The sequence below is a fragment of the Ruegeria sp. CDSB117 genome, assembly GCF_059611005.1.
The window spans coordinates 18,607-34,134 of the sequence record NZ_JBXWOS010000030.1 but is presented as its reverse complement, the minus strand read 5'-3'; the positions used below and the strand labels follow the sequence as shown (position 1 = coordinate 34,134).

12 protein-coding genes and 1 pseudogene are annotated in these 15,528 nt (G+C 52.2%); 9 read left to right on the top strand and 4 right to left on the bottom strand.

All coding sequences use genetic code 11. From position 1 onward, the window contains the following. A pseudogene (locus AC2FJC_RS21710) lies at positions 1 to 102 on the top strand (IS66 family insertion sequence element accessory protein TnpB); the annotation flags it as partial. Positions 103 to 172: 70 nt separating this feature from the next. Further along, complete coding sequence (gene tnpC, locus AC2FJC_RS21705) at positions 173 to 1,696, top strand: IS66 family transposase (protein WP_496741594.1); 1,524 nt, start codon at positions 173 to 175, stop codon at positions 1,694 to 1,696. Between the two features lie 526 nt (positions 1,697 to 2,222). On the opposite strand, the gene AC2FJC_RS21700 is transcribed toward tnpC, so the two are convergent. Beyond that, complete coding sequence (locus AC2FJC_RS21700; protein ID WP_496741593.1) at positions 2,223 to 3,227, bottom strand: AraC family transcriptional regulator; 1,005 nt, start codon at positions 3,225 to 3,227, stop codon at positions 2,223 to 2,225. Between AC2FJC_RS21700 and AC2FJC_RS21695 the strand changes: the two genes are divergently transcribed. From AC2FJC_RS21695 to AC2FJC_RS21680, 4 genes are read left to right on the top strand one after another with little or no spacing between them, the layout of a single operon-like run. Then, on the top strand, positions 3,217 to 4,767 hold the full coding sequence (locus AC2FJC_RS21695; RefSeq protein WP_496741591.1) for a metal-dependent hydrolase family protein: 1,551 nt from the start codon (positions 3,217 to 3,219) through the stop codon (positions 4,765 to 4,767). The genes AC2FJC_RS21700 and AC2FJC_RS21695 overlap by 11 nt on opposite strands. A 25-nt stretch (positions 4,768 to 4,792) precedes the next feature. After that, complete coding sequence (locus AC2FJC_RS21690; protein ID WP_496741589.1) at positions 4,793 to 5,557, top strand: DUF3299 domain-containing protein; 765 nt, start codon at positions 4,793 to 4,795, stop codon at positions 5,555 to 5,557. Then, entirely contained in the window at positions 5,554 to 6,732 is a 1,179-nt protein-coding gene (locus AC2FJC_RS21685) for a carbohydrate porin (protein WP_496741587.1), read from the top strand. The genes AC2FJC_RS21690 and AC2FJC_RS21685 overlap by 4 nt, the downstream gene beginning before the upstream one ends. A gap of 50 nt (positions 6,733 to 6,782) precedes the next feature. After that, complete coding sequence (locus AC2FJC_RS21680; protein WP_496741585.1) at positions 6,783 to 8,024, top strand: dipeptidase; 1,242 nt, start codon at positions 6,783 to 6,785, stop codon at positions 8,022 to 8,024. Positions 8,025 to 8,202: 178 nt separating this feature from the next. On the opposite strand, the gene AC2FJC_RS21675 is transcribed toward AC2FJC_RS21680, so the two are convergent. Beyond that, on the bottom strand, positions 8,203 to 9,300 hold the full coding sequence (locus AC2FJC_RS21675; RefSeq protein ID WP_496741583.1) for a hypothetical protein: 1,098 nt from the start codon (positions 9,298 to 9,300) through the stop codon (positions 8,203 to 8,205). An 834-nt stretch (positions 9,301 to 10,134) separates the two neighbouring features. On the opposite strand from AC2FJC_RS21675, the gene AC2FJC_RS21670 reads away from it, so the two are divergent. Genes AC2FJC_RS21670 through AC2FJC_RS21660 form a run of 3 tightly spaced genes read left to right on the top strand, consistent with a single transcriptional unit; the run spans position 10,135 to position 13,534 of the window. Next, positions 10,135 to 11,217 carry an ABC-three component system protein gene (locus AC2FJC_RS21670; protein ID WP_496741581.1) on the top strand — a complete coding sequence of 361 codons (1,083 nt, stop codon included), beginning with the start codon at positions 10,135 to 10,137 and terminating at the stop codon, positions 11,215 to 11,217. Beyond that, complete coding sequence (locus tag AC2FJC_RS21665; RefSeq protein ID WP_496741579.1) at positions 11,205 to 11,696, top strand: ABC-three component system middle component 2; 492 nt, start codon at positions 11,205 to 11,207, stop codon at positions 11,694 to 11,696. The genes AC2FJC_RS21670 and AC2FJC_RS21665 overlap by 13 nt, the downstream gene beginning before the upstream one ends. Beyond that, positions 11,693 to 13,534 (top strand): AAA family ATPase, encoded by a 1,842-nt coding sequence (locus AC2FJC_RS21660; protein ID WP_496741578.1) that lies wholly within the window; start codon positions 11,693 to 11,695, stop codon positions 13,532 to 13,534. Before AC2FJC_RS21665 ends, AC2FJC_RS21660 begins: the two co-directional genes overlap by 4 nt. 121 nt (positions 13,535 to 13,655) lie before the next feature. Here AC2FJC_RS21660 and AC2FJC_RS21655 read toward each other — a convergent pair whose 3' ends face one another. Further along, complete coding sequence (locus AC2FJC_RS21655; RefSeq protein WP_496741576.1) at positions 13,656 to 14,339, bottom strand: hypothetical protein; 684 nt, start codon at positions 14,337 to 14,339, stop codon at positions 13,656 to 13,658. A gap of 409 nt (positions 14,340 to 14,748) precedes the next feature. Further along, the gene (locus tag AC2FJC_RS21650) at positions 14,749 to 15,315 is read right to left on the bottom strand and encodes a Panacea domain-containing protein (protein ID WP_496741574.1); all 567 of its coding nucleotides are present in this window, start codon (positions 15,313 to 15,315) and stop codon (positions 14,749 to 14,751) included. Positions 15,316 to 15,528 lie beyond the last annotated feature (213 nt).

The window sequence follows — 15,528 nt, the reverse complement described above, 5'->3', positions numbered from 1 at the left end:
GATGGCAAGATCAGCGTGACGCCTGCGCAGTTGTCGATGTTGCTGGAGGGGATCGACTGGCGGATGCCACAAAAGACCTGGCGGCCTCTGAGCACGGGATAGGTCCATAAACACAGGTGTTTGATCTCTTTCGGGATTCACCTGACTCCGCTGATCCGGTATAGGATCGGCGATGCTGAATGACCTCGATATCGGGTCCGATGACCCTTCTGAGCTGCGCCGGGCTAATGCGCTGCTGGCGGCCGAGGTCAAGTCCCAGGCCTTGCTGATAGAGAAACTCCAGCATCAGTTGGCGGGTCATAACAGGCACCGGTTCGGCTCAAAATCGGAGAGCCTGGATCAGCTCAATCTGACGTTCGAGGAAGACGAGCAGATTGCAGCGTCGGCCAAGGCACAGACCGATCCCATGCCCGATGTTCAAGAAGACAAGCCGCCTCGGCAACACAGCCGCAAACCCTTGCCCGACCATCTGGACCGGCAGGAACAGGTCCTGTCACCAGGGGAAGAATGCACCCATTGTGGCGGGTCGCTGAAGACGCTGGGCGAAGATGTGACCGAGGAACTGGAATATGTTCCGGGCCGGTTTGTCGTGAACCGTATCGTCCGGCCCCGCAAAGCCTGTGCGGACTGTGAGGCGTTTGCGCAATCCCCGCTGCCCACGCGCCCGATTGAACGCGGGCGACCGGGGCCGGGTTTGTTGGCTCATGTGCTGGTCTCAAAGTATGCGGACCACCTGCCACTCTATCGGCAATCCCAGATTTATGCCCGTGATCGGGTTGATCTGGAGCGCTCGACCCTGACCGACTGGGTGGGCCGGTCCACTGCTCTTCTGGAGCCGCTGGCAGATGCCATTGGGCACATGGTGCGGAAGGGCGAGGCTGTTTTTGCCGATGATACACCCGTCAAAATGCAGGCCCCCGGCCAGACGAAGACCAAAACCGCGCGGGTCTGGACCTATGTCCGGGATGAACGGCCCTGGTCTGGCCAATCACCACCCTGTGCCTGGTATCAGTTCACCGTCGACCGGAAGGGCGAACACCCCACAAACCAACTGTCAGGATACACGGGCTGGATCCATGCCGACGGTTATTCCGGCTTCAATGAGCTGTTCGGAGAGAACAAAGCCCGCGAGATGGCCTGCATGGCGCATGTCCGGCGCAAATTCGTCGATGTCTATACCGCTCAGGGCTCAGCAATTGCCGAGGAAGCCATCTGCCGGATCGCAAAGCTCTATGCCGTAGAAAAAGAGGCACGGGGCAAGCCGCCACAAGACCGCGTCGCTTTGCGGCAAGCCAAGGCCAAACCCGTATTCAATGATCTGGAGCATTGGCTGCAAGATCAGTTGCCCCGCATCTCTGGCAAGTCACCGCTGGCGAAGGCCATCCGTCATGCATTGGGCCGTTTGCCCAAAGCCAGAGCGTATCTGGATCAGGGTTGCCTGGAACTGGACAACAACACGGCAGAACGCGCCGTCAAACCCGTCGCCATCGGACGCAAGAACTGGATGTTTGCCGGATCAGAGGGCGGCGGCAAAGCCATGGCCATCGCCTTCACCCTGATCGAAACTGCCAAACTCAACAGTGTCGACCCGCAAGCCTGGCTGAACTGGGTCCTGGAGCGCATCGCAGACCACAAAATCAACCGCCTCGATGAACTCATGCCGTGGTGTTACGTCCAAGAAACCGCTCAACATTAACTGGTCGCATTCACCGGACGGACACATTGTGGCTCCGTCGGCAGGGGTTGTTTCTTCGACCTTGGAATGCGCCAGTACGCCGCTGGGAAGAGCAGCGACAAGTGCGAACGTTATGATCTTTTTCATGGTGCTGTCCTCAATATATTCCGTTGGAACGTTGTCTTTCTCATCGTCCACTTCTCAGCGGTTACCCTATTCCGCACGTGCAACATGGTGCTGTTTTTCACTGTCGCAACCAGCGCTATCTTCGAGAGATGTCTCGTGTTGTCAGTGGCTTGATGGTCACACGGTCTTCTGGGCACATCAAGATCATATGACAACTTGTTGAGATCAGGTTTGTCGCTGATCGAACTAAAATAAAGAGTTGGTGCAGCGGAGGCGCAGCGCGGCATGCACCGCCGCAGGGCTATGGGGGCAATTGTCCCTCTGTTATCCTTAGATAGGGGCACCAAAAAGTGTGTTGCAAATTCTTGTCGGCTTGCGCTTGTTATGTAGTGAAAAAGCAGTCCAAGTATTCGCAACGTAACTATACGCCGAGGCGGAAATTGGTCGGTGTCATTCCGGTTTGACCTCGAAAAAAGCGAGTGAAATGGGACTTGTCGGAATAGCCGAGCATCAGACCAATCTCCGCAATTGTCATCTGGCCTTCTTTGAGGTGCTCTTTGGCGACATCGACACGCAACCGTTTGATTTCGCGGGGTAACGTTGTGCCTTGTTGCTGAAGCGCCTTCAGAAACCGTTCCGGTTGTAGCCCCAGCATTCCAGCCACCATCTCTGGTCCCAAATCGGTTTCATCCAGTTTGTCGTGTAAGACAGATCGCAAAGCTGCCACCACGGTTACTTCTTCATCTTGTCGAGGCGATGCCATGGGCTTGGCAGAGCCCTCAGAGACATGGTGCAGAAACAACCATTCCACAGGAAAACTAATTTGCATTCCGGAATCAGTCCCAAGGCCAACCTCGATCCCTTTGTAGTCGATAGGCAGACCATTGATGTATCTGCTTTCCCATCGCACCCGCGAAGAATCCCAGGACTCTCCGACGACGGTCTGCAATAGGCGTACATAGATTGCGGCACCAAAACCGGTCACCTGAATGGGTGGGACAGTTGGTTCCTGTTGCCTCTCGATACGATAAGTCGCTTTGTCTGCTTCAATGACGAGGCTGTGCCGCACAGAATTGGATTCCTGCGGTACGAGCCCAACAAAGCGAGTAAAAAACTCGAATAGCGTTTCTGTAGATCGCAAGGCTTGAGCGAACGGCGGCCATCCTTGTAGGTCGAACGTCTCCCCTACATTCAGTCCTAGGTATCGATCCCCTGACACTTCTGAAAAGGCATTCACCAAACCGTAGACCAACTCCGAGTGAACGAAGACGGATGGGTCAGACAACAGTTCGGCTTTCAAGCCGACCTGATCTAATGCTGGTTGCGGATTGATCTTGCGTTCCGTGAGATATTGCAAAAACGGAGCGGCTAAGGAGAGGCGAATAAAGCCCTCGCTATGCTCTTGAGAGGTGGAGTTGAAAGGCAAGCTCGTCACCCTTGTGATGAATAGTAGTTTTATTCAGTGGCCATTTTTACGAACACATTCGAACATGCCAATTCAAAAGTGGCAACCGAGGAAAAGTTTTCCGGACTACAGTTGGCAAAACATGAATATGAAGGGAGTACTTATGTCCGGTCTACGAATGTCGCTTTGCTCGACGGTAATTGTCGCTGCAGGTCTTGCTTTTTCAGCGTCCGCGCAGGCTCAGGATCAAGAAGAACCCCAAACGTTGTTTACCAACGTGCACATCTTCGATGGCGTGAATGAACAGCGTATCGAGAATGCCAGCGTATTGGTCGAGGGCAACCTGATTAAGTCCGTATCAACCGATGCGATCGATGCCCCCAATGCTACGGTCATCGACGGAGAAGGGCGGACGCTGACCCCAGGCTTCATTGAAAATCATGCACATCTGATGCTGCCCGGGCCCACATTGCCGGCAATGGAAGCCAACAGCACTTGGGAAGATCTTGCCATTCACGGCACTCAAATGGCTGAGATGTACTTCATGCAAGGTTTTACCACCGTAAGAGATGCAGGCGGCGCTAATGGAGGTCTTCGGCGCGCAATAGACTCCGGTACCATTGCCGGGCCGCGTTTCTATCCCGCGGCTGCCTTCCTAAGTACGCGTGGTGGTCATGCTGATTTCGCCAACTTTACAGCACCTGTTGGCCAGTCTTCAAATTTCAGCCGTCTGAATATGGCCCAAGAAGTCGACAGTGTCTCCGAAATGTACAAGTTTGCTCGCAACAACTTCCGGATGGGAGCAACACAACTGAAGTACATGCAATCAGGCGGTGTAGTTTCAGTGTTTGACCCGTGGCAGTTGTTGGCTGGATCGACGGCAGAGTTAGAAGCGGCCGTGCAGGTTGCCAACGAATACGAAAGCTACGTCATGGCCCATTCCTACCGCAAGGAAACGATCATGGCGGCACTGAATGCTGGTGTGCGATCAATTGAACACGGGTTCATGTTTGATTGTGAAATATCGGCGCTGATGGAAGAGAAAGGAGCCTACATCACAACCAATCTCACGGCATTTGATCCAAATCTCTTCGATATTCCTGCCATTCGAGATGTCCCAGCCAGCTTACGGAAGGCACAGTCCGCTACGCAGGCTTTCGGCGACTACATAAAAAACATGAATGAGTGCCCAGCTAAAAGAGGGTTTCACACGGACTGCGTAGGTTCTGTTGCAGCTTGCAATATTCAAATTGCCTATGAAAAACATCTCAATAATGAGTTCTTTGGCTCCCACGCCTCTTTGGTCGCAATGACATCTACTGGCGGTGAAATCGCTGCTTTGTCCGGGCCGTTCATGAACCCCTATCCCGAAGGCAAACTGGGTGTGATCGAGGAAGGGGCCTATGCGGACATCCTGCTGATCGACGGTAACCCACTAGAAGACTTCTCGGTTATCGGCACAGGTGATCAGTGGTTCGGTGCCGAACCGAGGCCTGAAAGCCCAGATACAATCCGCCTGATCATGAAGGACGGTGTAATATACAAGAACACACTGGAATGAACAAAAAAGCAGCCGGAGAGCCTTAATGCGTTATTGGTTTCGCTTCGCCGTATTCGCCGGGTTGATCTGGTGCGGCCATCCCGCCATGGCAGCGCCGGGAACGGCAGTTGACTGGGCGGAACTGCCGGACCCTTCTTCGCAAGTCTTTGAAGACCCCTATCGCGACCTCAGCCCTGAACAGTTCGATGATGTTCTGTATGTCGTGCGTTTGCGCGGAAGGTTGCAGCAAGACACTGGCGGCGCAGATGAAAGGAAAAAATGGCAGGAACGTCTGACCGAAACAGAGGACGCCTTGGCGGCAGATGGTATTGATGTCGACTGGCTTCTCGATCAGCGAGAGATTGTGAAGGAACGGCGAAGAAAGGCGGGAACAAATGGAAATCCGCAATTCGACGGTCAGACAATCACTTTGGCGGGATATGCGATTCCTGCTCCGAGTGATTCGGATGGTCGGTCTGTGGCGTATTTAGTGCCAAAACGCGGGATGTGCAGTCACATGCCTCCGCCTCCGCCCAACCAAATGATCCGTGTGCGGTTGAATGGCGACTGGACGCCCAGCTATTACCATGAACCCGTTCGGGTAACAGGCACGCTTACGATCGAACCCTCGGTTCAGAGTATGATGGTTGTGGACGGCCTTGTGCCGATGAGCGCTACCTTCCAATTGGAGACAATGAGTGTCGAGACGCTGGAAACGGAGGCTGACAAACTGGAGTGGAAGCAGCATGCTGCTGATCGCATCCGGGCGGCAGGCAATCGCAAGACCGGCGGGGCAAAGGCGTCTGAATGATAAGACTTCTGGTTGCCGTATTGAGTATTTCCATTGCTGGCGCAGCGTCGGCTCAGGGACTATCTGGGCCATCTTCGGTCGAAGCTGACCTCGACCCCGGAGATGGGCTGACCGATCCGCAGTATCGTTCGGATTTTCCACGCAACATCGCACCGGGTTGGTTTCAGTGGAAAGACCGGCTGGCTGAAGGTGGGTTTCGTTTCAACATTGATTACTTGGCATTGGGCCAAACTACGAATGCTGATCTGGGTGCCAGCGAAGCGGCCAGCGGAATTGCGCGCCTTTACGGTAGTTGGCAGGCAACTGAACGCGGTTCCCTGACATTCAAGATCGAAGACCGGCACGGCTATACAGATGTTGCCCCGCAGTTTCTTGGTCTGGATGGTGGAGCCCTTTCGATCACAGGGACAGCCTTCAACGATAATGGTTTGCTGCTGACCAACCTGTTTTGGACCCAAAAAGCCGCGAACGGCTCGTGGACGCTGCAAGTCGGGCAGATTGATGTAACGGACTTTGTGGATATCTATGGGTTGGTAAGCCCCTACAGCGGTTTCCAAAACCTGTCTTTTAATACCAATCCGACAATTAACACGCCCAATCAAGGTCTTGGCATTGCTGGTGGCGTAAAACTTAACGAAAACGTTTATGCTGTTGCGAGCGTCTCGGACGCAAACGCCGACCCGTCTGATCCAAACTTTGATGTGTTCAGCGATGGCAATCTCTTCAAATCACTTGAACTTGGTTACACCTCCGGCTTTGATCGCATCTACTTCGACAATATCCATCTGACCCTTTGGCATGCGGATGCGGCTGACGATGGTAGCCGTCCAGAAGACTACGGCGCTGCGTTTTCGGCGGCATGGTTTGTTGGCAATAAATGGATGCCGTTCTTCCGGGCAGGGGCCTCAAAAGGGACAGCAGCACTCTATGATCGGTCCGTTTCTGCCGGTCTCGGTTACTACGGGCGCAATACCGATTTGGCCGGGCTGGGCCTGAACTGGGCCGAGGCAAGAGGCATAGATGGCGATCAGTTCACTCTGGAAGCGTTCTACCGTTTTTCAATCTCACCCGGATTGCAAATAACGCCGTCACTGCAGTTTATTTCTGATCCGCTGCAGAACCCCAGTCAGGACAGCATTACGCTGTTCGGCCTAAGAACCCGGATCGTTTTCTGAGGCAGTTCGAAAGTGGCGGCTAGTGGCAAAATAGTTTGAGAGGTTCCATCATGAAGACCCTGTTAGCAGTAGGCGCTATAGTCATCACATTCGGCGGTGCACTACACGCCAGCGAGGAAAGCAAGACGTGGGAAGCGTCGGAAGAGGCGAAGCAGTTCGTCAAAGACACCATCGTCCTCGGCATGTTGGCCAGCCCTTACGGCACTGGCTGGACCGATTACGACCAGCTTCATACCTACTTTGAGCGCGCTCGGGACAATGGGGTTACTGGTCATGAGATGACCTTGGCCGCAGCAGACATGTCTTTCGAAACCTTGCTTGACCAGCACTACCATTTCCGGGCTGCCATGGCCCAGCAGCCAGAAAACTATCTCATCGTGAATGAAACCCGCGACATCGAAGCGGCCCATATCCAAGGCAAAACAGCGGTCATCTGGAACAGCCAAACCGCGACAATCCTGAACGGCGATCTTAAGAAGATGGCATTGTTAAAAGATATGGGGATCAAAAGTATGATCCTGGCTTACAATGACGTTTTCCGCACTGGTTCCGGGCAGTTGGCAGCCTACAATGGGCGCGATATTGGTCTGACCCCTTGGGGGAAGTCGGTCATAGATGAAATGGTGCGTTTCGGCATCCTGCTAGACCTAAGCCACACGGGTTCCAAAACGGCCAATGACGCCATGGACTACATGGATGAAAATTACTCCAGTGTGCCATATGTTTACACACACTCAGTCCCCGCTGGTCTTTACGCAAACGAACCCAATGCAACGCCAAAAGGGTGTTATCGGGCCATTCCTGACGAAGAGGCGCTGCGCGCAGCCAAGTCGGGAGGATACATATCTCCGACGTTCACTGAATGGATGATGGATGGCGTATGGCCCGAGGATATCTCGCCCAAGCAGGCCGCTGATATGATCGACTATTATGTCCAACTTGTAGGTGTTGACCATGTCGGGATCGCAACGGACGACATGTTCTCGACCGAGCTTGTTGTGCAGTTCGCAACCGCAAACGCGAGCATGTACAATGATGGCGGCTACATGATCGACGCGTTCAACAAAGGGGCTACCGGTAACGGTGAACTAGCTAAAATCCTTGCGGCGATTACCGATGAACTTTGGGCGCGTGGCTATTCCAACGAAGACCTTGCAAAGATTTATGGTGGCAACAAGATGCGGGTCTATGCGCAAGTTTGGGAAGGCAAACCGCCCGAGCTATTTCTCAAAGAATACCCCGAGCGTTTGCGTCTAAGGCAAGAACTTCGCGATGGGTTCTATTCGCGTTAAATTCTTGGGATTTAGCTCAAGAAAGATAGATGCCAACCCGCACTGGCGAGGCTTAGGGACGTAGGGTGTCCCAGTTTTGGTTTGCGCTTGAAGCAGCGTTGCAGCGCTTCAAACTAGCGGCACGATGTGAAGGCGTGATTGGTTTGAAGGTATGGTTAAAAAAACCTTCTTCTTAGCCCTAGGGCTTCGATCCAGTGGAAGGGATTTTTTCGATCGCTTTTTCTGCGATTCCAGACAAAAGCGAAAGGGTTGTGTCGTCTCTGGCTTGGTCTTTACACAAACTGGCTTCGCTCGCATTTCTATCAGAGTTCAGCAATGCCTGAACAATGAACTGGCGTTGTTCCACCGCGCTCCCACTTTGTGAAATTGCAAATGCAATTCGCTGAATCTCAACATTGGTAATTTCATTGCTCACATACCGTCTCTCGTTCAGGTTCTTTCGATAAATCTTCAGGAAGAACAAGCTGAAGCCTTCAAAAGTTAAAAATATTGCCATTCGAGGTACGTAGTAAGAAGTCAATGTCTGCCAACTCAGCGGTTGGTCATCGGTGGGTTGAGGCGAATAAATGATTAGGACGATTAGAGTGATCAGTCCAAGCGCTGCAGCTGTCAAACCATAGAACAGGTTTACCGACGATTCATTCCTGAGGTCATTTGCGAAAGCCTCAAGCCTGCTTTTCAAGCTTGAAAAAAATGTTTCAGATTTTTTGTAGAACAATTGCTCTTCTATCTGGGTCTGATAATTTTGTTCGATGAAGTTTGAGATTTTTGGACCCAACTCGTCTCGAAAGTTATCCGCAAGAGCTGACACAATTTCTCGGCGCTCTTTTTCAGAGAGTGCTTCGTCCAATTGTTTTGCCTTAAGCGTTTCGTCCAACTCAGAAATAAGCGTCCCAAGAGCACGCGCCACGACTTGACTATCTTCGCTTTGACCCCTTTGATTCCCTGCTGAAATTCGAAAGCCCTGAAGGAGGGCGAGAATTATCAGGTTTAAACACACTACTACAACGACAACGCCAAAAATCCGCCACCTAAGTATGTACTCTGGAAAGTTCCTTTTAAACTCCTCGAATGTCCTGAAACCGCCCTCGAAAGCGAATGAAATCTGATCTGCAAAAAGCGCTAGAAACCCACCAGCTATTACACCCGTTAAACCGCCTAGGAACAGAAAAAGGTGCCACTTTCTTTGTCTCTCTAGCGCTGTCTGTTCTTCTTGTATGCCGGAGGTCAAACTTGTCGGCCTTCGAGGCGGGTCAGATATTTTTGGGTCAGTCACGAAGTTGATCTCATTGTTAGTGTGAAGCTGATTATCTACAGCAGGAAGCTATGCGTCAGCAATCCTCTGTCGGCGCTCAACTCCGTCTCTCGCGCCCACTTCGCCGCATCAGCACGCTTTAGAAAGGACTTAGATCGAGATTGCCCGTCTTTCCGAACCGTCGCTTGCCACTTTCCGCTAGGCCGTTTTACGATTGTTGCCATGGCCTATATCTCCTGTGTTGGAGACATCTTTTCCGTTTAAGTGCAGCGGAGGCGCATCCGACACAGTTTCATGCTCAGCACAGCAGTAGGTGCTTTTCGCGCAAGGCCTTGATACATAGTGTGGGAAGAATGGTGGGTGATGAGAGACTCGAACTCCCGACATCTTCGGTGTAAACGAAGCGCTCTATCCCAATCCGCACGTGCAACAAAGTGCTATAGTCCACCGACGCCACCAATACCGTATTTCAAAGATGTCTCGTGTTGTCAGTGACTTGACCCTTTCACACTCGTCAACAAAGTGCAAGCCTGTGAGAGTGTGATGCGCCGACCTGACCCCGGCAATTCAGCAAAAACTGCAGCGCATGTGCAGCGGAAGTGCAGCGGTGGTCTCCTTCCTTGGGGGGTATGGGGGCGACTGGGCCTGCGGAGTAGTTAGATGCTCTCTCGAAAAAATGTGCCGCAAATTCTCGTTCGACCTATTACTGCATTTAGTTGGGGAAATTGGTTATGGCTATAAAGCTTAAAGTGCGACCCCAGGTAGCGAAAACAACCAGAAATTGTGGATTGATCATTCCGGTGTGCTTGATATGGTGGAAGATAATTGCATCATCAGTTATTGATATTGGTTTAAATGGACGACTTCGAGTGCGCGATCAAGGATTTGCCGTTTGATACAGACCTGACTGCGTCCGGTTTTGAAGATGGCCCAAAGATCGATCCACTGAAACTGATCTTTACCTATGATCCGGATGAATGGGAGACCTTTGTTGATGAATGGGTGCATTCGCTGAAAGATCAGTACATCGACGTTGTTCGACCGACCGGTTCGGGAGATAAAGGCGTTGACGTAGCAGGACATAAAGACGCCGATCGCTTCCTTGGAAAGTGGGACAACTACCAATGCAAGCATTATTCCCGACCTTTGGGCTTTTCCGATATTGCAAAAGAGATTGGTAAGGTCCTCTGGTATTCCTTTTGCGGCGACTACAAAGCCCCAGAAGCGTGTTACTTTATAGCTCCAAAGGGCACTACACCCACGCTTGACTTATTACTAGGAAATGCGACCAGTCTGCGAGCCAAAGTCATCGATAACTGGGACAAGTCGATCTCAAAGAGAGTGACAGACCGGGAAGTGATCGCTCTCGAAGGCGAGTTCAAATCCTACGTCGAATCTTTTGACTTCCGCATCTTCAGCGCCCCGGCTGTTCGAAAAATCATCGAACAGCATAAGGCTACCGGTTATCACCAAAGGCGGTTTGGCGGCGGTCTTCCGCCCAGACCGAGGCCAGAGGCACCACCAGAGCATATCGGGGAAAATGAGAAGGACTATGTTGACCGGCTACTGGATGCTTACGCTGAGCATACTGGTCAGGCTGAGATGACTGTCAGTGATTTGGTTAGGTGGAAGCCGCTTAGTGACCACCTAAAACGATCGCGCGAGGCGTTCTTCCACGCCGAAGCTCTGCGGGTTTTCGTCCGCGACAAGACCGAGCCGGGTACCTTTGAATCTCTGCAGGACGATATCCATTATGGGATAGCAGATATGCACGCAAGGACGCATGACGACGGCTACGCATGCGTTCAAGCAGTCACCGATCTTGCGCAGACATTGGCGCTTGATGCTAATCCTCTTAACAAGGCTGCCCGCATCGCCGACCGCAAAGGCGTATGTCATCAGCTAGCGAACGATGGGAGGCTGACGTGGAAAAAGTAGACAGTCTCTGTAAGTCGCCTTTTAACGGACCGCTTGAGACCGGTATGCGCGCCGTTATGACATTGCATTCTAGTTTCCCGATGGAACTCGATATTCAGCGACTTACGGCATTAGACTACCTGATTGTCCGGACAAGTCTGCTTGATGGTCCTGACGACCTGCACCCTTCCGCGCCAATAACAACGCCTGTCACGCAGGTTCGGCGCAAAGCGGTTTACAGCGCTCTGGACCTCATGATGTCTAGAGAACTGGTAGAGCGGACCGTTACTACTCGAGGAATCTATTTCCGTGCTGGTGAGTACTCTTCTTTCTTCGTGGAGGCGCTTACAACACCCTACGCGCAACAGTTGCTGAAGCGCGCTAAATGGATAGCAGAGTATTTTAGAGAATTTAGCGAGACTCAGTTCGATGAATTGATGACTGATTTGCTAGATGACTGGGTTGCTGAATTTCAGGATGAGGTTACGGGTATCGAATGAGTTTCCAAGGTATTCGTATAAACGGCGTGGCCTTCCATGGCCCAAGTAAACAACCAGCGATAGTTCGCTTTCAAGCTGGATTGAACGTCATCTATGGGGCTTCTGACACCGGTAAGTCGTTCATTGTCGAGACCATAGATTTCATGTTTGGTGGCAAAGGCCCTCTGACTGACTTCGAGGAATCTGCAGGGTATGACCGAATCCTTATGTCTATCTCAAGCGGTGAGCAGGACTTTACGATTAGTCGTAGTGTGGCAGGCGGCGGATTTGAGGCATTTGAAGGAGATTTTTCCGACACTTTGCCGAACGTCACTGGGCGACCCTTGGGTGATATCCACAACGCGAATGATACGGAAAACCTGTCAGTATTCCTCTTGGAATTGATCGGCCTGTCCGGCAAGAAAATCAAAAAGAACCAAAAAGACGAAACACAGAATCTAAGCTTCCGCAATTTGGCCCGGCTGTGCATCGTCAACGAGGAGGAGATCATTCAAAAACGGTCGCCTCTTTCCGATGGAAACTACACGGCAGATACCGCGAACACTTCGGTCTTTAGGCTACTACTAACTGGCGTCGATGACTCGGCTTTGGTCGCTATTTCTCAAAAGTCACCCGAGGAACAAAAGCGAGAGGCGCAAATTGAGCTCTTGGGCCAACTCATCAAAGACACAGAGCGGCGAATTAAAGATGTGTCGGGAACAAAGAACGATCTGGAGGGGCAGGAGGAACGCCTGACGTCGGCAATGGAGGCGCGCTCCGATCTGCTTGCTGTAACCGAAGGACACTACCGCAGAGTTGCGTCTGAGCGTCGAGGCATCATGAAGCGTCGCGAGGCCAACCGGAACCGGCATGCTGAAGTTTCCACACTGTTGGATAGGTTTAGACTACTCACGGCGCACTACCAATCGGACATAGAACGCTTGATGAGCATTCAGGAAGCCGGGAGTATCATAGTAACGATTGACGCCGATGTGTGTCCTGTCTGCGGTGCTTCTTCCGAGCACCACAATGCTGAAGCCTGCTCCGATGACGTCGACCGTGTGACTGCGGCGGCGGCTTCTGAAATCAATAAAATCCAACGGCGCGCTAAGGAGTTAGATGAGACCATAACATCGCTCTCGCGCGAGCAAGGAAGGCTTGAAAACGCCCTTCCAAAGATCGAAGCGAGCCTTCAAGAGAGGGAAACGGAACTCCAAGAGGTGATAACCCCAAACCTCCGAAAGCAGCGGGCGTCGTACAAGGAACTTGCCGATAAGGGAGCGAGCGTCCGCGAAGCATTGGGGCTATTCGACTCATTAAATGACCTGCTAGACCGTAAGACCGGTCTTGAGCAGGCAAACGCGGGGTCCAAGCAATCAACTTCATCCACGTCAAACTTGACCGATACAATGGTCGCGCCTTTCTCTCGACTGGTTGAAAAAATACTTCAGAGCTGGGAATTCCCCGGAGGTGATCGTGTTCACTTTGATTTGCAAGTCAAAGACTTGGTTATCTCTGGTAAGCCACGTACGTCTCGGGGAAAAGGGCTGCGGGCGATTACACAGGCGGCGTTCTCAATTTCACTTCTTGAATACTGTGCTTCAAAGGAAAAGCCGCATCCGGGTTTTGTGATCCTCGACTCGCCTCTACTGTCTTACAAGGAGCCAGAGAGCGCCGAGGACGATCTTTCTGGAACTAACCTCAATGGAAACTTCTACAGGTACCTTCTTCAGATCAAGCCGGGCCAGCAGGTGATCATAGTCGAGAACACTGATCCGCCATCAGATGTCGAACTGGGTGACCGGGTTGAGCACTTTTCAGGTTTGGAAGGTCAGGGAAGATTTGGGCTTTTCCCGTAGGATTGCATCTCGATTATTACGAGTGATCGCCCTGATCCAATTGGATTGGCCATTTCGGGATGGAGACGAATGCCCTGAACCTGTCCTTTGCTTAGCCGCCAAAACTTCAACATGTTCGGGATCAGATTCGCTTCGCCGTCACTCTACTTCCATCGACGGCGACGACGAATGAAACGCCGTCAGCTTCAATGTGGAAAACGTGCTTTACCATGCTCAGGTTCAGCGCCGGCATCGGGTCTTCAATTTCTGTAGGGGCATTCAAGTCGGCGTCGTTGTATCGGTAGTCTGGCTTGTATCCATGAAGAGTTACCCGCTTTGGGATGCCGCCCATGTCTTCGAAAACTGCTTCCATGGCCAACACGGCTGCGCCGTTCCGGTTCAAAAAAACCGTTCGACTTAAGAAGGGTCGGATTCTACTGAGTATGGTTCGCCAAGCTTCGATGTTGTCAACGATTGGCTTGCCGGAAAAGAAGATAGCCATCAGCCAAGGAATGAGCGGGATAATATTTGACGCTATGACCGTTACAAAGGCGGGCAAGTCCGCGCCGGGACCTATGTTCGCTTCTTCGAATTCGACGCCGAATTCGGCTTTGATGCGTTTGAGGAAGATTTTGCTGGCTGCTTCTGTTGCTGCCCATTCGTCAGAGTAGTCGTCCCAATTCACGTATTCACCAATGCGGTCGTAGCTTTCGTCGACCACAAACACTTGAACTTCGTCAGGCCTTTCTTCACGCTGACGGGGCAGGGGCGGCGCTTCGCCCGACCTCAGTGCCATTTTCCTGCGGAAGTAGTCTAAGAAGCCCATATTACTTCCTCTTACTGAGATACTTTAGCATCCAAGGTATCGCTTCACCTTGCGCTTAGTTTGAGGAGAATTGCAGAGGCCATTTCGCACACGGAGAAACGCCTGTTGGTTCATGTCCTCACGGACAAGAACAGTTCCGTTCTGAACTCCGGTTTCCAGCCTTTCTGCCGCAATAATCTGCGCATACCGATAGAGCACATAAGACTCGCGGTTTAGCCAAGGGTGATCATTGGCTTGGAGAATGCACGTCTGATCGCAGAGGGGGTTGGTGTAGCTAGCGATGCTGACGATCACGACGTCGCCATTTGCATCAGGATCGGAGCATACGATGTGTAGGTGTTTCCTGTCTGGGTCATGGCTTGGTCCGGACGGCACCAATAGCGACGCCTGTTCATGTACAGGCACCTGATCAAAGGGCCTTTAGGAACGCAGAAGCGCGACGGCTTTCTCGAACCGCATTTTCCTGATCAGCGGCATTCTGGATGCCAAGGGCATCCATCATGCGACGCAGGGGGATAAGCTGCGAAGAACCATTCGGGTCCTCCCACTCAGGCACGTTGTGAGGATCGTGTGTCCAATCGACAAGCTGCCATTCACTCATATGTCCGAACTGATCCCACACAGCATCAAGGATAGCGACGTCTGCGTCCGAGAGTTCGTCTAGATCGTCGGGGTCGATGTCGCGGTTAGTTAACCCAACGCGGTGCCGCGTTCGGTCAGACAAATACTCACTCCAACCTTCGGAATGCTCAGGAGGAACCTCGCCGTTGATGTGTCTGTAGGTGGTGGAGTTCACCGGCCCGTGTGGCATAGAGTAGTGTGGTTCGTCCTGTATTGGGAACCCGTGACGGCGCACGCTTTCGCGGTCGGCAAGATACACAAGCTTCACCGCCTTGAGGATATTCAAGGGGTGCCGACCGTTCTTGACGGTCAAGTACGCGATGGTCTGCGCTGCCTTGCGCGGATCGTAAGTCAAGAAGGTCCTCTCCAAGCTCTCGTAGATAATATAGTTGCTAATTCGCAAAATGTGAACTTCCCGGAATTTCTGGAAACTTGGTGTAGCTGCTGCAACACGCCAACGCGATTGACACTCGGTTACCATCGTCCAACCTAGTGTTTGGGTTGCGGGTCATAAAAAGGCTAGCCCAATCAATCGTCAAGTAAAGTATCGCGCTTGCGGCGCACGTCA